This is a genomic window from Streptomyces sp. NPDC051913 (assembly GCF_044593635.1).
Lineage (GTDB): Bacteria > Actinomycetota > Actinomycetes > Streptomycetales > Streptomycetaceae > Streptomyces.
In genome coordinates, this window is record NZ_JBIUCI010000004.1 from 134,558 (window position 1) to 154,118 (window position 19,561).

At 71.3% G+C, this 19,561-nt stretch carries 19 protein-coding genes and 1 pseudogene; 12 read left to right on the forward strand and 8 right to left on the reverse strand.

What is annotated here, in order from left to right:
• Window positions 1–2 precede the first annotated feature (2 nt).
• The 6 genes from mftB to ACIHIX_RS13315 all read left to right on the forward strand — a co-directional run bounded on the left by mftB (window position 3) and on the right by ACIHIX_RS13315 (window position 5,136).
• Entirely contained in the window at window positions 3–278 is a 276-nt protein-coding gene (gene mftB, locus ACIHIX_RS13290) for a mycofactocin biosynthesis chaperone MftB (protein ID WP_399954142.1), read from the forward strand.
• On the forward strand, window positions 275–1,465 hold the full coding sequence (mftC, locus tag ACIHIX_RS13295; protein ID WP_399954145.1) for a mycofactocin radical SAM maturase: 1,191 nt from the start codon (window positions 275–277) through the stop codon (window positions 1,463–1,465). Before mftB ends, mftC begins: the two co-directional genes overlap by 4 nt.
• Window positions 1,458–2,654, forward strand: coding sequence for a pre-mycofactocin synthase MftD (mftD, locus tag ACIHIX_RS13300; RefSeq protein WP_399954148.1), 1,197 nt, complete (start codon window positions 1,458–1,460; stop codon window positions 2,652–2,654). Before mftC ends, mftD begins: the two co-directional genes overlap by 8 nt.
• Window positions 2,651–3,364 (forward strand): mycofactocin biosynthesis peptidyl-dipeptidase MftE, encoded by a 714-nt coding sequence (gene mftE, locus ACIHIX_RS13305; RefSeq protein WP_399954151.1) that lies wholly within the window; start codon window positions 2,651–2,653, stop codon window positions 3,362–3,364. Before mftD ends, mftE begins: the two co-directional genes overlap by 4 nt.
• Before the next feature lie 37 nt (window positions 3,365–3,401).
• Window positions 3,402–4,067, forward strand: a complete 666-nt coding sequence (locus ACIHIX_RS13310; RefSeq protein WP_399954153.1) for an NUDIX domain-containing protein — start codon at window positions 3,402–3,404, stop codon at window positions 4,065–4,067.
• An 85-nt stretch (window positions 4,068–4,152) separates the two neighbouring features.
• A complete protein-coding gene (locus ACIHIX_RS13315) occupies window positions 4,153–5,136 on the forward strand; it encodes an aldo/keto reductase (RefSeq protein ID WP_399954156.1) in 984 nt (327 codons plus the stop codon).
• Here the strand turns inward: ACIHIX_RS13315 and ACIHIX_RS13320 are convergent.
• The 3 genes from ACIHIX_RS13320 to iolC all read right to left on the reverse strand — a co-directional run bounded on the left by ACIHIX_RS13320 (window position 5,133) and on the right by iolC (window position 8,893).
• Window positions 5,133–5,924, reverse strand: a complete 792-nt coding sequence (locus ACIHIX_RS13320) for a GntR family transcriptional regulator (protein WP_399954159.1) — start codon at window positions 5,922–5,924, stop codon at window positions 5,133–5,135. The genes ACIHIX_RS13315 and ACIHIX_RS13320 overlap by 4 nt on opposite strands.
• Before the next feature lie 35 nt (window positions 5,925–5,959).
• Entirely contained in the window at window positions 5,960–7,837 is a 1,878-nt protein-coding gene (iolD, locus tag ACIHIX_RS13325; protein WP_399954161.1) for a 3D-(3,5/4)-trihydroxycyclohexane-1,2-dione acylhydrolase (decyclizing), read from the reverse strand.
• Between the two features lie 81 nt (window positions 7,838–7,918).
• Window positions 7,919–8,893: a 5-dehydro-2-deoxygluconokinase gene (iolC, locus tag ACIHIX_RS13330; protein WP_399954164.1), complete on the reverse strand. Its 975-nt coding sequence runs from the start codon at window positions 8,891–8,893 to the stop codon at window positions 7,919–7,921.
• Between the two features lie 304 nt (window positions 8,894–9,197).
• Here iolC and ACIHIX_RS13335 point away from each other — a divergent pair, with 304 nt between their 5' ends.
• The 6 genes and pseudogenes from ACIHIX_RS13335 to ACIHIX_RS13360 all read left to right on the forward strand — a co-directional run bounded on the left by ACIHIX_RS13335 (window position 9,198) and on the right by ACIHIX_RS13360 (window position 14,855).
• Complete coding sequence (locus ACIHIX_RS13335; protein WP_399954166.1) at window positions 9,198–10,217, forward strand: sugar ABC transporter substrate-binding protein; 1,020 nt, start codon at window positions 9,198–9,200, stop codon at window positions 10,215–10,217.
• Window positions 10,217–11,293: an ABC transporter permease gene (locus ACIHIX_RS13340; protein ID WP_399955575.1), complete on the forward strand. Its 1,077-nt coding sequence runs from the start codon at window positions 10,217–10,219 to the stop codon at window positions 11,291–11,293. The genes ACIHIX_RS13335 and ACIHIX_RS13340 overlap by 1 nt, the downstream gene beginning before the upstream one ends.
• 4 nt (window positions 11,294–11,297) lie before the next feature.
• On the forward strand, window positions 11,298–12,206 hold the full coding sequence (locus ACIHIX_RS13345; protein WP_399954169.1) for an ATP-binding cassette domain-containing protein: 909 nt from the start codon (window positions 11,298–11,300) through the stop codon (window positions 12,204–12,206).
• A complete protein-coding gene (locus ACIHIX_RS13350; RefSeq protein WP_399954172.1) occupies window positions 12,203–13,102 on the forward strand; it encodes a sugar phosphate isomerase/epimerase family protein in 900 nt (299 codons plus the stop codon). Before ACIHIX_RS13345 ends, ACIHIX_RS13350 begins: the two co-directional genes overlap by 4 nt.
• A 14-nt stretch (window positions 13,103–13,116) precedes the next feature.
• Entirely contained in the window at window positions 13,117–14,136 is a 1,020-nt protein-coding gene (locus tag ACIHIX_RS13355) for a Gfo/Idh/MocA family protein (RefSeq protein WP_399954175.1), read from the forward strand.
• Window positions 14,133–14,855, forward strand: a pseudogene (locus ACIHIX_RS13360) (PhzF family phenazine biosynthesis protein). The gene ACIHIX_RS13355 and the pseudogene ACIHIX_RS13360 overlap by 4 nt, the downstream one beginning before the upstream one ends.
• Here ACIHIX_RS13360 and ACIHIX_RS13365 read toward each other — a convergent pair.
• The 5 genes from ACIHIX_RS13365 to ACIHIX_RS13385 form a co-directional block, all read right to left on the reverse strand.
• Window positions 14,827–15,279, reverse strand: coding sequence for a GNAT family N-acetyltransferase (locus ACIHIX_RS13365; protein ID WP_399954177.1), 453 nt, complete (start codon window positions 15,277–15,279; stop codon window positions 14,827–14,829). The pseudogene ACIHIX_RS13360 and the gene ACIHIX_RS13365 overlap by 29 nt on opposite strands.
• A 30-nt stretch (window positions 15,280–15,309) precedes the next feature.
• Window positions 15,310–16,332, reverse strand: coding sequence for a Gfo/Idh/MocA family protein (locus ACIHIX_RS13370; RefSeq protein ID WP_399954180.1), 1,023 nt, complete (start codon window positions 16,330–16,332; stop codon window positions 15,310–15,312).
• Entirely contained in the window at window positions 16,329–17,333 is a 1,005-nt protein-coding gene (locus ACIHIX_RS13375) for a Gfo/Idh/MocA family oxidoreductase (RefSeq protein WP_399954183.1), read from the reverse strand. The genes ACIHIX_RS13370 and ACIHIX_RS13375 overlap by 4 nt, the downstream gene beginning before the upstream one ends.
• Window positions 17,334–17,446: 113 nt before the next feature.
• Window positions 17,447–18,250: an SDR family oxidoreductase gene (locus ACIHIX_RS13380; RefSeq protein ID WP_399954186.1), complete on the reverse strand. Its 804-nt coding sequence runs from the start codon at window positions 18,248–18,250 to the stop codon at window positions 17,447–17,449.
• Window positions 18,251–18,266: 16 nt separating this feature from the next.
• Window positions 18,267–19,433, reverse strand: coding sequence for a phytanoyl-CoA dioxygenase family protein (locus ACIHIX_RS13385; protein ID WP_399954189.1), 1,167 nt, complete (start codon window positions 19,431–19,433; stop codon window positions 18,267–18,269).
• Window positions 19,434–19,561 lie beyond the last annotated feature (128 nt).

A 19,561-nucleotide genomic window follows, 5' to 3' on the forward strand; every position in this document is an offset into this window, starting at 1 on the left:
GGATGACCGGGATGGATCTCGACCGCCCCTGGGACCTGCATCCGCAGGTCGCGGTCCGGCCGGAACCCTTCGGCGCGCTGCTCTACCACTTCGGGACCCGCCGGCTCTCCTTCCTCAAGGACCGCCGCCTCCTCACGGTCGTGCAGTCCCTCGCCGCGGCGCCCACGGCACGGGAAGCCTGCGTGGGTGCGGGCGTAAGGGAGTCCGAACTCCCGCACTACCACAGGGCCTTGGCCGCACTCGCGGAGTCCTCGATGGTCGTGGGGAGGGACGCGTGACGACCGCACCCCGGCTGGTCGACCTCTTCGAGCAGGGGCTCGACGCGCCGATCTGCCTCACCTGGGAACTGACCTACGCCTGCAACCTCGCCTGCACCCACTGCCTTTCGAGCTCCGGGCGGCGCGACCCGCGCGAGCTGAGCACCGCCGAGTGCAAGGCCGTCATCGACGAACTGGAGGCCATGCAGGTCTTCTACGTCAACATCGGCGGCGGTGAGCCCACGGTCCGCGCCGACTTCTGGGAACTCCTGGACTACGCCACCGCCCATCACGTGGGCGTGAAGTTCTCCACCAACGGCGTCCGGATCACGCCCGAGGCCGCCGAACGCCTCGCCCGCAACGACTACGTCGACGTACAGATCTCCCTCGACGGCGCCACCGCCGACGTCAACGACGCGGTCCGCGGCGCCGGTTCGTACGCCACGGCGATCCGGGCGCTGGAGCACCTGGCCGCCGCCGGCATGCGGAACGTCAAGCTCTCCGTGGTCTGCACCCGCCACAACATCCCGCAACTGGACGCCTTCAAGGCCCTGGCCGACCGTCACGGCGCCACACTCCGCCTGACCCGGCTGCGCCCGTCGGGGCGCGGCGCCGAGGTCTGGGACGAGCTGCACCCGACCGCCGCCCAGCAACGCGAGCTGTACGACTGGCTGTCGGCGCACGGCGACCGGGTGCTCACCGGGGACTCCTTCTTCCATCTCTCCGCCTACGGCCAGGCACTGCCCGGCCTCAACCTCTGCGGCGCGGGCCGTGTCGTCTGTCTCATCGACCCGGTCGGTGACGTGTACGCCTGCCCGTTCGCGATCCACGACGAGTTCCTCGCCGGGAACGTCCGCGCTCCCGGCGGCTTCCACCGGGTGTGGCGCGACTCCGAGCTGTTCGGACGGCTGCGCGCCCCGCAGCACGGGGGCGCGTGCGCCTCGTGCGGTTTCTACGACACCTGCAAGGGCGGCTGCATGGCCGCGAAGTTCTTCACCGGGCTGCCGTTGGACGGCCCGGACCCCGAGTGCGTCCAGGGGTACGGCGAGCAGCAGCCGAGCCGCCCGCGGCCGCGCTCCTCCGTGGACCACTCCCGGCGCCGCGGGCCCGTCGACCTCGTGCTCACCCGCCGCCCGCCGGTGAGCGACTGCGCCGAGAACCCGCTGGCCGGGCTGCACCTGACGAGAGAGGACGGGGCCCATGGCTAGGAACGCCTGGTTCGAGTCGGTCGCCGAGGCCCAGCGCCGGGCGAAACGGAGGCTGCCCGGCACGGTCTACGGCGCCCTCGTCGCGGGCTCGGAACGGGGCCGCACCATCGACGCCAACATCGCCGCCTTCGCCGAACTGGGCTTCGCCCCGAAGGTGGTCGGCCATCACGCGGAGCGCGACTTGTCGACGACCGTGCTGGGCGTACCGACCGCCCTTCCGGTACTGATCTCGCCCACCGGCGTCCAGGCCGTCGACCCGGACGGAGAGGTGGCCGTGGCCCGCGCCGCCGCCGAGCGGGGCGTGATCATGGGGCTCAGCTCGTTCGCGAGCAAGCCGGTGGAAGAGGTCGTGGCCGCCCAGCCCGACACCTTCTACCAGCTGTACTGGAGCGGTACCCGCGACACCATGGTGCAGCGCATGGACCGGGCCCGGCAGGCCGGCGCCAAGGCCCTCATCGTCACCCTCGACTGGTCCTTCTCCCACGGCCGCGACTGGGGCAGCCCCGCCATCCCCGACCGGCTCGACCTGAAGACCGTGCTGCGCTTCGCCCCCGACGTGCTGCCCCACCCGGGCTGGCTGTGGAAGTACGCCAGATCCGGCCGACTGCCCGACCTGACCGTGCCCAACCTCCGTCCCTCCGGCGGCCGGGCGCCCACCTTCTTCGGCGCCTACGGCGAGTGGATGCAGACCACGCCCCCCACCTGGGACGACGTCAAGTGGCTGCGCGAGGAGTGGGGCGGCCCCTTCCTCCTCAAGGGCGTGACCCGCGTCGACGACGCCCGGCGCGCCGTGGACGCCGGCGTGTCGGCCCTGTCCGTCTCCAACCACGGCGGCAACAACCTCGACACCACCCCGGCCGTCATCCGCGTCCTGCCCTCCATCGCCGCAGCGGTCGGCGACCAGATCGAAGTCCTGCTGGACGGGGGCGTACGACGCGGCGGCGACGTCGCCAAGGCACTCGCCCTCGGCGCGCGGGCCGTGCTCATCGGCCGGGCGTATCTCTGGGGCCTCGCCGCCAACGGACAGGCCGGCGTCGCCAACGTCCTGGACATCATGCGCGGTGGCCTCGACTCGGCCGTCCTGGGCCTCGGGCACGCCTCCGTGCACGAACTGTCGCGCGACGACCTGGTGATACCGCCGGGGTTCGAACTGACGCTGGGCGCGGACCCGGCGGCAGTCCGACCATGACGCGGGAACACGCCGACCTGGCAGGCCATGCCTGGCCGGACGTACCGCACGGCCCGCTGGTCCTCGTCCCCGTCGGATCCACCGAGCAGCACGGCCCGCATCTGCCGCTGGACACCGACACGGTGATCGCGTGCGCCGTGGCCCGAGAAGCGGCCGACGCCCTCCCCGGTCGCCCCCTGGTGGCGGCCGCCCTGCCCTACGGCGCCAGCGGCGAGCACGCGCACTTCCCGGGCACCGTCTCGATCGGCCACGAGGCCCTGCACGCGGTGCTGGTGGAACTGACGCGCTCCCTCGCCCTGTGGGCGGGACGGGTCGTCTTCGTCAACGGCCACGGCGGCAACGTCGCCACCCTGCGCGGCGCCGTCGGGCAGCTCCGGGAGGAGGGCCACGCCGTCGACTGGGTGCCGTGCGCGGTGCCCGGCGGGGACGCGCACGCCGGTCGTACGGAGACCTCGCTGATGCTGCGCCTGGCACCCGGGTCCGTACGGCTCACCGAGGCCGCGCCCGGTGACCCCCGGCCGATCGCCGCCCTGATGCCGGACCTGGTGGCCCGGGGAGTCCGTGCCGTCTCGCCGTCCGGGGTGCTCGGCGATCCGACCGGGGCGACGGCCGAGGAGGGGCGGCGGGTCCTCACGGAGATGGTGTCCGCCGCCGTACGGCGGATCACCGCCGCCGCTCCGGCACCGGGGGATGATAGAAGGCGTTCATGACCAACTCGCTCCTCCTCTGCCCTCCGGACGGTGTCCGATGACCGCGGGTGCCGACACCCCCGACGGCCGGGGCCGCACCGGACTCGACCGCACCGGCCTCGATCTGACCGGAAACCCCCGGGTCAAGGTCCGTGACGTGAAGCTGCTGTCGAGCCACTGGTACGTCGAGCGGGCCACCACCTTCGACTTCCGACGTGGCGACGGCAGTTGGAGCACCCAGCAGCGCGAGACGCACGACCGCGGCAACGGCGCCACCATGCTCCTCTACGACACCGAACGCGAAACCGTCCTGCTCACACGGCAGTTCCGGTTCCCCGTGTACGTCAACGGCCACCCGGACGGCATGCTCGTCGAGACCCCGGGCGGGCTGCTCGACGACGAGGACGAGCACCCGGAGATCGCGGTGCGGCGGGAGGTGGTCGAGGAGACCGGGCACACCATCGGTGAGGTCCGGCACGTCTTCGACGTGTACATGAGCCCGGGTTCCGTCACCGAGCGGGTCAGCTTCTACGCCGCCTCCTACGGCGCCGCCACCCGCACCCACGAGGGCGGGGGCCTCGACGAGGAGGGCGAGGACATCGAGATCCTCGAACTGCCCTTCCGCAGGGCCCTGGAGATGATCCGCACCGGCGAGATCGCCGACGCCAAGACGATCATGCTGCTCCAATGGGCGGCGCTGGAAGGCCCGTTCGCCACCTCGTGACCCGGCCGCTTGACTTGAAGTGCGCTCCAGCGTGAAGACTCCCGTCCGTACCCGACAAGACGGGTGCGAACGGGAGGGGAGCCCCATGAAGTACCGCACCATCGGCACCGATCCGAAGAACCGCCGCGAGGTCAGCGTCCTCGCCCTCGGCGCCATGCTGTTCGGCTCGCGTACGGACGAGGAGACGTCCTTCGCTCTCCTGGACCGCTATGTCGAGGCGGGCGGCAACTTCGTCGACACGTCCGACAACTACGCCTTCTGGGTCGACGGCGGCCAGGGCGGCCAGAGCGAGGAACTCCTCGGCCGCTGGCGGCGCAGCCGTGGCATCGGCGAGGAGATCTTCATCGCGACCAAGCTCGGCGCCCGCCCCCTGGCACCCGGTACCAGCTACGTCGACAACGCGGAGGGCCTCTCGGCGAAGGTGATCCGGGAGTCCGCCGAGCGCAGCCGGGAACGGCTGGGAGTGGAGAAGCTGGACCTGCTCTACGCGCACATCGAGGACTACGACGTACCCCTGCGGGAGACCGTCGAGGGCTTCGCCGAACTCGTCGCCGAGGGCACGGTCGGGCTGCTCGGCGTCAGCAACCACGCCATGTGGCGGGTGGAGCGGGCCCGCGCGATCGCCGCCGCGGCGGGACTGCCGGGCTATGAGGTGCTCCAGTACGCCCACAGCCATCTGCGGCCCCGCCTCGACGTGCCGGACGACTTCTGGCCCGACGGCAGCCTCGGCCACGCGGGCCCCGAGCTCCTCTCCTATCTGCGCGAGGAGCCCGCCCTCACCCTGGTCGCCTACTCACCTCTCCTCAAGGGCGCCTACACCCACCCGGACCGCCTGCCGGCCGACTTCGACCACCCGGGCACCCCCGCCCGGCTCACGGCCCTGCGGGAGGTGGCGCGGGAGACCGGCGCGACCGTCAACCAGGTGGTCCTCGCCTGGCAGATCGGCGGCCCCCTGCCGATCCTCCCGCTGGCCGGCGTCTCCACCCTGGCCCAGCTGGAGGAGAACCTGGCCGCCGTCGACCTGGAACTGACGGAGGACCAGCGGGCCCGCCTGGACGCGGTCCACTAGGTCCGCATGAGCAGCTGGAAGTCGAAGGCGTAGCGGGACGCGCGGTAGATGTGGGTGCCGTACTCCACCGGGCGGCCCGTGTCGTCGTAGGCCGTGCGCTGCATCGTCAGCAGTGCCGTGCCCTCCCGCTCGTCGAGGCGGGCCGCCTCCTCGGCCGTGGCCGAGCGGGCGCCGATGGTCTGGCGGGCGCTGTGCAGGGTGATGCCCGCCGAGCGCATCAGCCGGTACAGGCCCGTCGTCTCCAGCCTGGCGGTGTCGAGTTCGAGGAGCGTCGCGGGCAGGTAGTTGCACAGGAACGCGACCGGCTGGCCGTGCGTGGCGCGCAGCCGTTCCAGTACGACGACGTCGGCGCCCTCCGCGATACCGAGGGCGGCGGCGACGTCGGCGGTCGCCGGGACGTGCTCGTTGCGCAGCACCGTCGTGGTCGGCCCCTGTCCGGCCGCCTCCAGGTCGTCGTAGAGACTGCTCAGTTCGAGCCCGCGCTTGACCTGGCTGTGCACCACCTGCGTGCCCACCCCGCGCCGCCGCACCAGCAGCCCCTTGTCGACCAGGGTCTGGATGGCCTGGCGGACGGTGGGACGGGACAGGCCGAGGCGTACGGAGAGGTCGATCTCGTTGCCCAGGAGGTTGCCCGGGGCGAGGGCCCCGTGCTCGATCGCCGCCTCCAGCTGCTGGGCGAGCTGGTAGTAGAGCGGCACCGGACTGCCCCGGTCCAGGGCGAAGTCCAGGGAGTCGAGTGCGGGAGCGGCAGCGGCAGCGGTGCGCGGACGACCGCCGGTCTTCGCCATGGGGGTACCTCCCTGGGTGGTGCGGGTGCGGGGCGTCACAGGTGGGGGCGGCGAGTGGCGACCTCGCGGTCGTACTCCGCCCTCGCCCGTACGGCGGCCTCGCGGGACGCGGTCTCGGCCACCGGCACGTCCCACCAGGCCTCGGCCGCAGGAGCGGTCGGCGTGGCGGTGTCCGTCTCGACGTAGACGCAGGTCGGCCGGTCGGAGGCGCGGGCCGTGGCGAGCGCGTCCCGCAGTTCACGGACCGTCTTGGCGCGCAGCACGTCCATGCCGAGGCTGCCCGCGTTGGCGGCCAGGTCGACCGGGAGCGGGGCGCCGGAGAAGGTGCCGTCGGCGGCGCGATAGCGGTAGGCGGTGCCGAACCGCTCGCCGCCGACCGCCTCGGACAGGCCGCCGATGGAGGCGTAGCCGTGGTTCTGGATGAGGAGGAGGTTGATCGGCAGGCCCTCCTGGACGGCCGTGACGATCTCGGTCGGCATCATCAGATAGGTGCCGTCGCCGACCAGCGCCCACACGGGGGTGTCGGGGGTGGCGTGCTGGACGCCGATGGCGGCCGGGATCTCGTAGCCCATGCAGGAGTAGCCGTACTCCAGGTGGTACTGACGGGGGCTGCGGGCGCGCCACAGCTTGTGCAGGTCGCCGGGGAGCGAGCCGGCCGCGTTGATGATCACGTCGTCGTCCCCGACGACCGCGTCCAGCGCGCCGAGCACCTGGGTCTGGGTCGGTACGGCGTTCTCGTCGGCGGCGGTGAAAGCGGCGTCGACGACCCTGTTCCAGCGGTCCTTGCCCGCGCGGTACTCGTCCTCGTAAGCCGAGTTCACACGATGACCGTCCAACGCCTGCGTCAACGCCGTCAGCCCGGCGCGGGCGTCGCACACCAGGGTCCGGGCCGCCAGCTTGTGGGCGTCGAAGGCGGTGATGTTGAGGTTGACGAACCGGACGTCCGGGTTCAGGAAGAGGGTGCCGGAGGCGGTGGTGAAGTCCGTGTACCGGGTGCCGACGCCGATCACCAGGTCCGCGGTACGGGCGAGGTCGTCGCTGACGGCCGTGCCGGTGTGGCCGATGCCGCCCAGATCGGCCGGGTGGTCGTGGCGCAGGGAGCCCTTGCCGGCCTGCGTGGAGGCGACCGGCACGCCGGTGGCGTCCACGAACGTCTTGAGCGCCGCCTCGGCCCCGCTGTGGTGCACCCCGCCGCCCGCGACGATCAGCGGACGCTCGGCGGCCCGGATCGCCGCCACCGCCTCCGCCAGCTCGTACGGGTCGGGCGCGGGACGCCGTACGTGCCACACGCGCTCGGCGAAGAACTCCTCCGGCCAGTCGTACGCCTCCGCCTGGACGTCCTGGGGGAGCGCCAGGGTGACGGCGCCGGTCTCGGCGGGGTCGGCGAGGACCCGCATGGCGTTCAGGGCGGACGGGATCAGGGCCTCGGGGCGGGTGATCCGGTCGAAGTAGCGGGAGACCGGGCGCAGGGTGTCGTTGACCGACACGTCGGCCTCGGTGGGGTGCTCCAGCTGCTGGAGCAGCGGGTCGGGGGCGTGCGAGGCGAAGTAGTCGCCGGGCAGCAGGAGGACCGGGAGGCGGTTGATGGTGGCGAGGGCGGCGCCGGTGACCAGGTTGGTGGCGCCGGGACCGATGGACGTCGTCACGGCCTGTGCGGAGAGCCGGTCGAGCTGGCGGGCGTAGCCGACGGCAGCGTGCACCATGGCCTGCTCGTTGCGGCCCTGGTGGAAGGGCATCGCGTCCTCGCCGGCCTCCAGGAGGGCCTGTCCCACGCCCGCCACGTTGCCGTGCCCGAAGATGCCCCACGTACCGGCGATCAGCCGGTGCCGTACGCCGTCGCGCTCGGTGTACTGGACGGACAGGAAACGCACCAGGGCCTGCGCGACGGTCAGGCGGCGGGTGGGGGTGCTCATCAGGACTGCTCCAGGGATGTGTGGAGGGGAAGGCGGGGGAGGCGGGGGTCGGGACGGTTCAGGGGGTGGCCGTGGCGCTCACTACGGTGCTCCGCTCAGCAGGCCCTCGATCTCCGACCGGGTCGGCATCGCGGCGGAGCAGGCGAGCCGGGAGGCGACGAGGGCGCCGGCCGCGTTGGCGTACCGCACGATGCGGTCCAGGTCCCAGCCGGACAGCAGGCCGTGGCAGAACGCGCCGCCGAACGCGTCGCCGGCGCCGAGGCCGTTGACGACCTCGACGCTCACCGGCGGGACCTCGGCGAAGCGGCCGTCGCGGTGCAGCGCGAGGACTCCCTTGGGGCCCTGCTTGACCACGGCGAGCTCGACGCCGGCCGCCAGCAACGCCTCGGCGCAGGCGCGGGGTTCGCGGACTCCGGTGGCGATCTCGCACTCGTCGAGGTTGCCGATCGCGACGGTCGCGTGGCGCAGGGCCTCGGCGTAGTAGGGGCGGGCTTCCTCGGGGTCCCCCCAGGCCGTGTCTGTCCAGAAGGCGGGCCGCCAGTCGAGGTCGAAGACCGTGGTGCCGGTCTTCGCGCGGGCCTTGAGGGCGGCGAGGGTGGCGGAGCGGCTCGGCTCCTCGCTCAGACCGGTGCCGGTGATCCAGAAGATCCGGGCCGAGCGGACGGCGAAGTAGTCCAGCTCGTCGGTGTGGATCACCAGGTCGGGGGCCTTGGGGCGACGGTAGAAGTAGAGCGGGAAGTCGTCCGGCGGGAAGATCTCGCAGAAGGTCAGGGGCGTGGGGTGGCCGGCGACCGGGGTCACCCAGCGGTCGTCGACGCCGAACTCCTTGAGCGCCTGATGCAGATAGGTGCCGAACGGATCGTCACCGGTGCGGGTGATGACGGCGGTGGAACGGCCGAGCCGGGCGGCCGCGACGGCCACGTTCGCCGCAGAACCGCCCAGGAACTTCCCGAAGGTCTGCACATCGCTCAACGGCACGCCCGACTGCAATGGATAAAGATCGACACCTATGCGACCGATCGTGATCAAGTCGAAGGGCTGGGCTGACTCGGTCATGCGCGACGCTCCTCGGACTCCGCTGGACGTGCGGGCCCCGTGGGGGCCTGCGACTCTCAGGTGTAGGCCGCAGGAGGTGATGCTGTCAATGGTTTGTACTTACATTCGGACCTGTTCGTGAAATGATGTCTTAACAAAGTATTGACAGCGGGCGGGACCAGGGATTGGATTCCGTCCCAGTACAACCGCCGTACGCACAACCGCCGTATTTGCGGCTCGCGACCCGGACATGCCAAGATCCCGGGCCTCGGATCACCGAGATCTCTCTTCCTTTCCCCCGTGAGCACAGTGAGGTGCAGGAAAGATGGACCGCTCTTCTCGCTCCCAGTCCCGCCGGTTCGCCCCAGTTGTGGCGCTCGCCGCGGCGGCTGCCCTGACCCTCGCCGGCTGCTCCAGCAGCTCCGGGGGCAAGAAGTCGGAGGAGAGCGCGGACGGCGCCTCCGCCGGCAAGGCCAGCACGCCGCGTATGACGGTCGCCCTGGTCACCCACCAGTCGGCCGGTGACACCTTCTGGGACATCGTCCGCAAGGGCGCCGAGGCCGCCGCCGCCAAGGACAACGTCAAGCTCATCTACTCGAACGACCCGAGCGCGGGCGCCCAGGCCAACCTGGTGCAGAACGCCATCGACCAGAAGGTCGACGGGATCGCCGTCACCCTCGCCAAGCCGGACGCCATGAAGGACGTCGTCGCCAAGGCGAAGGCCGCGAACATACCCGTCGTCGGCCTCAACTCCGGTGTCAGCGAATGGCAGAAGCTCGGTCTGCTGGAGTTCTTCGGCCAGGACGAGACGGTCGCCGGTGAGGCCCTCGGCAAGCGCCTCAACGACGAGGGCGCGAAGAGCGCCGTCTGTGTCATCCAGGAGCAGGGCAACATCGGTCTGACCCAGCGCTGTGACGGCGTCGAGAAGACCTTCGACGGCAAGCTCCAGACGCTGAACGTCAACGGCACCGACATGCCGTCGGTGAAGTCGACGATCACCGCCAAGCTCAGCCAGGACAAGTCCATCGACTACGTCGTCGCCCTCGGCGCCCCCTTCGCGCTGACGGCCGCGCAGTCGGTGTCCGACGCCGGCAGCAAGGCCAAGGTCGCCACGTTCGACCTCAACAAGGACCTGACCGGCGCCATCAGCAAGGGCACCATCGCCTTCGCCGTCGACCAGCAGCCCTACCTCCAGGGCTACCTGGCGGTCGACTCGCTGTGGCTCTACAAGAACAACGGCAACTACATGGGCGGTGGCGAGCAGCCGGTGCTGACCGGTCCCGCCTTCGTCGACAAGACCAACGTCGACGCGGTCGCGCAGTACGCCGCGAAGGGCACTCGGTGATCCGTATGACCCAGCACGCCGAGCCGGCGGTGACCACACCGCCGGCCCCCGGCCCGAAGGAGACCGACGGCCGGACCGCTCAACGTCCTTTGGCGCTGCGGCTGTTGGCCCGCCCCGAGGTGGGTGTGTTCCTCGGTGCCGTCGCCGTCTACGTGTTTTTCCTGATCGCGGCCCCGCCGGTGCGCGAGGGCAGCGCGATGGCCAACATCCTCTACCAGTCGTCGACCATCGGGATCATGGCCCTGCCGGTCGCGCTGCTGATGATCGGCGGCGAGTTCGACCTCTCGTCCGGCGTCGCGGTCATCACCTCCGCGCTCACCGCGAGCATGCTGGCCTACCAGCTCACCATGAACGTGTGGGTGGGCGTGGTCGCGGCCCTGGCCGTGTCGCTCGCCATCGGGTTCCTCAACGGCTGGCTCGTCGTCAAGACCGGCCTGCCGAGCTTCCTCATCACCCTGGGCAGCTTCCTGATCCTCCAGGGCGTGAACCTCGCCGTCACCAAGCTCGTCACCGGCAACGTCGCCACCGACGACATCAGCAACATGGACGGCTTCGCCGGAGCCAAGAAGGTCTTCGCCTCCTCCTTCGAGGTCGGCGGCGTACAGATCAAGATCACGATCGTGTACTGGCTGGTCTTCGCCGCGCTGGCCACCTGGGTGCTGCTGCGCACCAGGTACGGCAACTGGATCTTCGCCGTCGGCGGCAACAAGGAGAGCGCGCGGGCCGTCGGTGTCCCCGTCACCTTCACCAAGATCTCGCTGTTCATGCTGGTCGGGTTCGGCGCCTGGTTCGTCGGCATGCACAACCTGTTCTCCTTCAACACCGTGCAGTCCGGCGAAGGCGTCGGCCAGGAGCTCATCTACATCTCCGCGGCCGTCATCGGCGGCTGTCTGCTGACCGGTGGCGCCGGCTCCGCGATCGGCCCGGTCTTCGGGGCGTTCATGTTCGGCATGGTGCAGCAGGGCATCGTGTACGCCGGCTGGAACCCGGACTGGTTCAAGGCCTTCCTCGGCGTGATGCTGCTCGGCGCCGTCCTGATCAATCTGTGGGTCAGCCGTACGGCGACCCGGAGGTGACGTGATGACAACCAACGGAACCCACGGGGCCGTCCTCGCCGACACCGAGCCCGAGGGGAGCGACGGCGTGATCGTCGAACTCCGCAACGCCGGCAAGTCGTACGGCAACATCCGCGCCCTGCACGGCGTCGACCTCAAGGTCCATCCCAGCCAGGTCACTTGTGTGCTCGGCGACAACGGCGCCGGCAAGTCGACCCTGATCAAAATCATCTCGGGCCTGCACCAGCACACCGAGGGCGACTTCCTCGTCGACGGCGCCGCGGTGCGCTTCTCGACGCCGCGCGAGGCCCTCGACAAGGGCATCGCCACCGTCTACCAGGACCTCGCCGTGGTCCCGCTCATGCCGGTGTGGCGCAACTTCTTCCTCGGCTCCGAGATGACCAAGGGCCCCTGGCCGCTGCGGCGCCTCGACATCGAGCGGATGAAGAAGACCGCCGACGAGGAGCTGCGCAACATGGGCATCGTCCTGGACGACATGGAACAGCCCATCGGCACGCTCTCGGGTGGCCAGCGCCAGTGTGTGGCCATCGCCCGCGCCGTCTACTTCGGCGCCCGGGTACTGATCCTGGACGAGCCGACCGCCGCCCTCGGCGTCAAGCAGTCCGGCGTGGTGCTGAAGTACATCGCCGCCGCCCGCGACCGCGGTCTCGGCGTCATCTTCATCACCCACAACCCGCACCACGCCTACATGGTCGGCGACCACTTCAGCGTCCTGCGCCTGGGCACGATGGAGCTCAACGCCTCCCGTGACGAGGTCAGTCTCGAAGAGCTGACCAACCACATGGCGGGTGGTTCCGAACTCGCGGCGCTCAAGCACGAGTTGTCGCAGGTGCGGGGCGTGGACGTCGAGGAACTCCCCGAGGCCGGCGACCTCAAGGCGCCGGTGGTGACGGCCAAGGACGACAGGCCGTGACCGCCCTGGACCGCATCCGGGTCGGTTCCGCCCCGGACTCCTGGGGCGTCTGGTTCCCGGACGACCCCCGACAGGTGCCCTGGGAACGCTTCCTGGACGAGGTCGCCGAGGCGGGCTACGCGTGGATCGAGCTGGGTCCGTACGGCTATCTGCCGACCGACCCGGCCCGGCTCACCGACGAGGTGACCAGGCGGGGCCTCAAGGTGTCGGCCGGCACGGTCTTCACCGGGCTGCACCGCGGCCCCTCGGTGTGGGAGTCGACCTGGGAGCACGTCAGCCAGGTCGCCGCCCTCACCCAGGCCATGGGGGCCCGGCACCTGGTCGTCATCCCCTCCTTCTGGCGGGACGACAAGACCGCCGAGCTGCTCGAACCCCCGGAGCTGACCCACGAGCAGTGGGCCCACCTCACCAAGGGCATGGAGCGGCTCGGACACGAGGTCAAGGAGACGTACGGCCTCGACCTCGTCGTCCACCCGCACGCCGACACCCACCTCGACACCGAGGACCACGTCGAGCACTTCCTCGACTCGACCGACTCCGAACTCGTCAACCTCTGCCTGGACACCGGGCATTACGCCTACTGCGGCGGCGACAGCGTCAAGCTGATCGAGACGTACGGCGAACGCATCGGCTATCTGCACCTCAAGCAGGTGGACCCCGTGATCCTCGCCGACGTGGTGGCGAACGAGGTGCCGTTCGGCCCGGCCGTACAGCGCGGAGTGATGTGCGAACCGCCCTCCGGAGTGCCGGAGTTGGAGCCGGTGCTGATGGCGGCGCAGAAGCTGGGCGTGGAACTGTTCGCGATCGTCGAGCAGGACATGTACCCGTGCGAGCCGGACCGGCCACTGCCGATCGCGGTGCGCACCCGCAAGTTCCTGAGGTCCTGCGGCGCCTGAAGGGGGCGACCTCCATGACGCGGAGCGACACGCTACGAGTCGCGGTCATCGGCACGGGAAAGATGGGCACGGACCATGTGCGGCGCCTGACGGAGGTCATCAGCGGGGCGCGGGTGAGCGCCGTCGTGGACGTCGACGCGGAGCGGGCCAAGGCCGTCGCGGCCCGCGTCGACGGCTGCACCGCGTACACCGACCCGCTCTCCGCGATGGACGCGGACGACGTCGACGCCCTGCTGATCGCCTCACCGGGCCCCGCGCACGAGGCCGCGCTGCTGGCCGCCCTCGAACGCGACCTCCCGGTGCTGTGCGAGAAGCCGCTCACCCCGGACGCGGCCTCGGCCCTGCGCGTCCTGGAGGCCGAGCGCGAACGGGGCCGGCGGCGGATCCAGGTCGGCTTCATGCGGCGCTACGACCCCGAGTACGCGCGCCTCAAGGCCCTGCTGAACACGGGGCAGTTGGGCCGTCCGCTGATGCTGCACAACCGGCATCGCAACGCGGCCAGCCCGCCCTTCTTCACCAGCGAGATGCTCATCAGCGACTCGGTGGCGCACGAGACGGACGCGACCCGCTGGCTGCTCGGCCAGGAGATCACCGCCGTCACCGTGCTGCGGCCCAGGCCCTCGGCCAACGCGCCGGACGACCTTCAGGACCCGCAGTTCGTGGTGTTCGAGACGGACGGCGGCGCGGTCGCCGACGTGGAGATCTTCGTCAACTGCGGCTTCGGCTACCAGGTCCAGGCCGAGGTGGTCTGCGAACGCGGCACCGCCCGCATCGGCGACGGCCACGCGATGGTCACCAACATGGCGGGGCGCTGGGGCGGCACCATCGCCCAGGACTTCACCGACCGCTTCGCCGACGCCTACGACCGCGAACTCCAGGCCTGGGCCGACGCCACCCATCGCGGGGAGGTCACCGGGCCGAGCGTCTGGGACGGCTACGCGGCGGCCGCCGTGTGCGAGGCGGGGGTGCGGTCGCTCACGGACGGTGGGCGGGTGGAGGTGGAGCTGGTGGAACGGCCGGGGCTGTACGCCTGATCCAGTTCCTCCCAAGTGGACCGGTCCGCAAGGAATCCGGGTGTCTACCGTCGGCCCATGCAGCGTATTCACCTCGTCGACGCCTGCAACAGCTCGCGGCCGAACTGCGGCACTCCGAAACGGCGTTCGCCCTGCCGCTGCCCGCCGGCACCGAGGCGGACTGGGCGATCCGCTGGTTCACGCCCAAGGTGGAGTCCAAGCTGTGCGGCCACGCCACCCTGGCCACCGGTCCCGGTCCCGGGCGGACTGGCCGACGCCCTGACCGTGGCTCCCCACGCGACCTACCGCACCCAAGGGCTCGGGGACCTCCTGACCGTCCTGCCCGACGAGGCGACCGTGCGGACCCTGACCCCGGACCTCACCGCGCTGGCCGCGCTGACGGACGGGAGGGGCTGCGCGGCATCATCGTCACGGCCGTGACGGCCGTGACGGACGGGGTGGCCGGGGTGGCCGGGGCGGAAGAGGCAGGAGGGCCGGGAGGGGCGTCGTACGACTTCGTCTCGCGGTTCTTCGCGCCCGCCCGCGGGCTCCCCGAGGACCCGGTCACCGGCAGCGCGCACACCGCCCTCGCGCCCTACTGGGCCGAACGCCTGGGCCGGGAGCGGCTGGTCGGGGCCCAGGTGTCCGAGCGCGGCGGCATCGTCCGCACGGCGGTGCTCGGGGACCGTGTCCATCTCACCGGCGACGCCGTCACCGTGCTTCAGGGAGTGCTCGTGTGAAGACCACCATCGCCTGGCCCGGCCCGTTGTAGTCCTCCTCGACGCGGGCGTCGAAGCCCAGGCCGCGGTGGAAGGCGACCGAGCCCTCGTTGGTGACGGAGGTGATGGCCTTGAGGCGGACGGCTCCCTGCTTCCGGGCGGCCTCGGTGAAGGCGTCGTACAGCCGCCGCCCGAGACCGGTGCCGCGGGCGTCGTCGCGGGTGGCGATCAGATGGACGTAGCCGGTGCGGTCGGGCGTGACGAACCCGACCAGATAGCCGCGGATGCCGTCCTCGGCGCGGGCGACCAGGCACGTCGACCCGAACTCCTGCACAAGGGCCAGGGGATGGAGCGACCGGAGGTCCCGGTCGCCCCAGTAGCGGGGGTGGTCCGCGAGGACCTGCTGGATGTCGGTGACATGAGCGGGGACGATGTGCGCGGTCATGCCCCGATCATGCCAGCGGCGAGCAGGCCCCTACCGGCCGACGACCGACCGCGGCCGTGGCTCGAAGCCCGCCGCGCGGTAGCCCGCGTCGATCAGTTCCATCGTCGCCACCGCGTCGTCCGCGTCGAGCGGCAGCGGCGTGCCCTCGCGGACCCGGGCCGCGAACGCGTCCAACTGGTAGGTGTACGACGACCTGGTGCCGAGGCGTTCCGTGCGCTCGCCGTCCGCCGTGCGCACCACGACCCGGTCGTCGAGGTGCGGCAGCACGAAGTTCGTCGCCGTCGCCTCACCCCGGCTGCCGACGATCCGGCAGCTCATGTCCAGGCCGTCGTAGGCCATGTGACAGCGCGCCGAGGCGGTGGCCCCGCTCGGGAACTCCAGCTCCCCGTCCAGCCATTCGTCCACGCCCGGCGCCCCGGCCCGCTCGCCGCCGCGCGCGGAGACGAGCCGCGGCGCGCCGCCGCCGAACGGGGCCAGCATGCGCACGGCGTGCAGGCCGTAGCAGCCCAGGTCCATCACGGCGCCGCCGGCCAGCGGCAGCGACCAGCGCGGGTCGGTGTCCGGCGGCGCGGCGATCGCGACCATCGTCTCCACCCGCTGGAGCTCGCCGAGTTCACCGCTCTCCAGCAGCTCGTGCAGGCGGCGGGTGACCGGGTGGAAGAGGTAGTGGAAGGCCTCCATGAAGACCGCCCCGGACTTCGCCACCGCCTCCCGCACCTCGGCGGCCTCCTCGGCGTTGCTCGCCGACGGCTTCTCGGAGAGCACGTGCTTGCCGGCCGCGAGGGCGGCGAGGTTCCACGGCCCGTGCAGACCGTTCGCGAGGGGGTTGTAGACCACCTCGACCTCGGGGTCCGCGATCAGGTCGGCGTAGGAGTCCACGACCCGTTCCACGCCGTGCTCGCGCGCGAACTCCTTGGCCCGGGACCGGTCGCGGGCGGCCACCGCGACGACACGGTGGCCGGTCGAACGGGCCGGGCCGATCAGGGAGCCCGCGGTGATCCGCGCGGCTCCCAGTACTCCGATGCGCAGTGGTTCCCGGCCCGGCTCGCTCATGCCTGCCGTACCTCCTGGATGGTGACGGGGCGGTGCTCGTGCAGGGACAGTGTGCACGCCTCGGCGATCCAGCCCGCCTCCAGGGCGTCCTCCACCGTGCACGGCGAGGGGCGCTTGCCCGCCACGACCTCGGTGAACGCGGTGAGTTCGGCGCGGTAGGCCGCGGTGAAGCGGTCCATGAAGAAGTCGTGCGGGGTCCCGGCCGGGAAGGTCACCCCGGGCTCGACCGAGCGCAGCGGCAGCTTGTCCTCCAGGCCGACCGCGATGGAGTCCTCGAAGCCGTGCAGCTCCATACGGACGTCGTAACCCCGCTTGTTGTGCCGGGAGTTGGAGATCACCGCGATCGTGCCGTCGTCCAGGGTGAGGATCGCGCCGGTGGTGTCGGCATCGCCGGCCGCCTTGATGTAGTCGGCGCCCCGGTTGCCGCCGACGGCGTACACCTCGACGACCTCGCGGCCGGTCACCCAGCGGATGATGTCGAAGTCGTGCACCGAGCAGTCGCGGAAGATGCCCCCGGACGCGGCGACGTACGCGGCCGGCGGCGGCGCCGGGTCCAGGGTCGTCGAGCGCACGGTGTGCAGCTTGCCGAGCTCGCCGGACCGCACGGCGGCCCGCGCGGCCACGAACCCGGTGTCGAAGCGCCGGTTGTAGCCGATCTGGATCGGCACGTCACTGCCCTGGACGGCCTTGAGGACCTCGACGCCCTCGCTCATGTGCTTGGCGACCGGCTTCTCGCAGAACACCGGGACGCCGGCCTCGACACCGGCCAGGATCAGCGCCGGGTGGGCGTCGGTCGCGGCGGCCACGACGATGCCGTCCACGCCCGCGGCCAGCAGGGCCTCGGGCGAGTCCACGACCTCGCCGCCGAACTTCTCCGCGGCGGCCTTGGCGGCGTCCGCGAACGGGTCGGTGAGCACGAGCGACTCGACCGCGTCGAGTCCGGAGAGGGTCTCGGCGTGGAAGGCGCCGATACGGCCGAGGCCGAGGATTCCGATGCGCATGGGGGGTGACTCCTTGAAACGGGGGATGACGGTGCGCCCCAAAGGGGCGCGGGGAACTGCGCGACCAGCCACGAACAACCCGCAGCCGACCACCGGCAAATCGTGGCAAATCCTTAGTCGAGACCCCCCAGCACGTTCTGATCCCAGTCGATCACGGAACCGGTCACAACGCCCGACCGGTCCGACAGCAGCAACACCACGAAGTCAGCGATCTCGTCGGGTTGGCCGAGCTTGCCCATCGGCAGCCGCGTGGCAGCTTCCTCACGCCAGTCGTCCCCCGCGCCGTGGAAGGTCTTCTGGGTGGCGTCCTCGCCCTCGGTCGCCGTCCAGCCGATGTTCAGGCCGTTGATCCGCACCCGGTCCCAGCGGTGTGCGTGCGCCGCGTTGCGGGTCAGGCCGATCAGCCCGGCCTTCGCGGCGACGTACGGCGCGAGGAACGGCTGCCCGCCGTGCGCGGACGACGTGATGATGTTGACGACCGTGCCGGGCGCACCCCGGCCCACCATGTCGGCGACCGCGGCCTGCATCGCGAAGAACGGCGCCTTGAGGTTGATCGCGATGTGCTGGTCGAACAAGTCGGGTGTGGTGTCGAGCAGCGTGCCCCGGGAGGTGAGACCCGCCGAGTTCACCAGGCAGTCGATCCGGCCGTACGCGGCGACGACCTCGGCCACCGACCCCTTCGCCTGCTCGGCGTCCGCGAGGTCGGCGCGCACGAACATGGCCTTGCCGCCCGCCGCCGTCAGCTCGGCCACCAACGCCTCGCCCGGCTCCGGGCGCCGCCCGGACACGGCCACGGTCGCGCCCTCGCGGACGGCGGCCCGGGCGATCGCCGCGCCCACGCCCTGGCTGCCCCCGTTGACGAGGACGACCTTGCCGTCGAGGAGGCCCTGAAGCCCCTGAGATCCCTGAAGTGCCATGGGGGATGTGTTCCTTTCAGCTCTCGCGTCGCTCGGCGCGCGCCCGCAGCTCGTCCCGCAGCGTGCGCGGCGTCCACCGCTCGCTGAGCGCACGGCGGACCAGATCCGCCTGCGAGGGCGGGGCCAGACCGTCCACCGGGGGGTCACTGTCGAGGTTGGTGGGGAAGGGGTAGCCCTCGGCGCTGGCGGCGATGACGTTCGCCAGCCACTCCTCGCTCGCGCCCTCGGTGGCGCGGCGCAGCAGCACGGGGTAGACCGCGTTCGCCATCGTCTCCCGGTCCACGGTCTCCATGGCCCGCCCGAACGCCGAGGACACCTGGAGCAGATTGGCGACCCGCCGCACATCCGTGGTGCGGTTGGTGCCGGCCGCGTGGAACAGCGCCGGGTTGAAGAAGGCGGCGTCGCCCTTGGCCAGCGGCAGCTGGACGTGGTGCTCCTTGAAGTACGCCTGGAACTCCGGCCGCCGCCAGGCCAGATAACCCGGCTCGAAGGTTTGTGAGTACGGCAGGTACAGCGTCGGCCCGGACTCCACCGGCATGTCGCAGTGCGCGACCGCGCCCTGGAGCGTGAGCACGGGGGAGAGACGGTGCACATGGGACGGATAGGCGGCGGCCACCTCGTCGGAGAGGAAACCGAGGTGGTAGTCGCGGTGCGCGGTCTGGGCCAGGCCGCCGGGGTTGACCACGTTGACCTGGGAGGTGACCTGATAGCCGGGGCCCAGCCAGGCCTCCGCGACCAGGGCGAGGACGGGGTTGGCGTAGTAGTCGGCGAACGCCGTCGGGTCGTAGAGGGCGGCCTTCTCCAGCGCGTTCCACACCCGCTCGTTGGCTCCGGGCGTCGCGAAGTGGTCGCCGGCGGTGGCGCCCGCCGCGTCCTGCTCGCGGATCAGCGCCTCGAAGACCGCGCTCGCCCGGTCGACGACCGCGGCGTCGGGGAACGCGCCGCGGAAGACCACGACCCCGGGCCCGTCGGTGAGGGCCCGCACGAGCTCCTCCTGGACGTCCCGGCGGTCCTTGGCGGTACGGACGCGCTCACTGTCGTAGAGCAGGACGTTGCGCTCCACGGACGCGGCGTACGGATAGTCGGCGGGGTCGGTGGTCCGCTCCACGAGCGGGCGCAGGGCGGCGAGGTCACAGTCCTGCTCGGAGAGCCAGGCACGGCGGTGTACGGCGGTGAAGGACATCGACGTCCTCTCGGTGGCAGGGCGACAGCGCTTCGGTGACAGGGGCGACGCAGCGCTGTCATTCTTGTCAGTACAAACCCGTCGAACAACCGGCACGGAGCCATCAAAAACCCCTCAAGGAGCCCGCG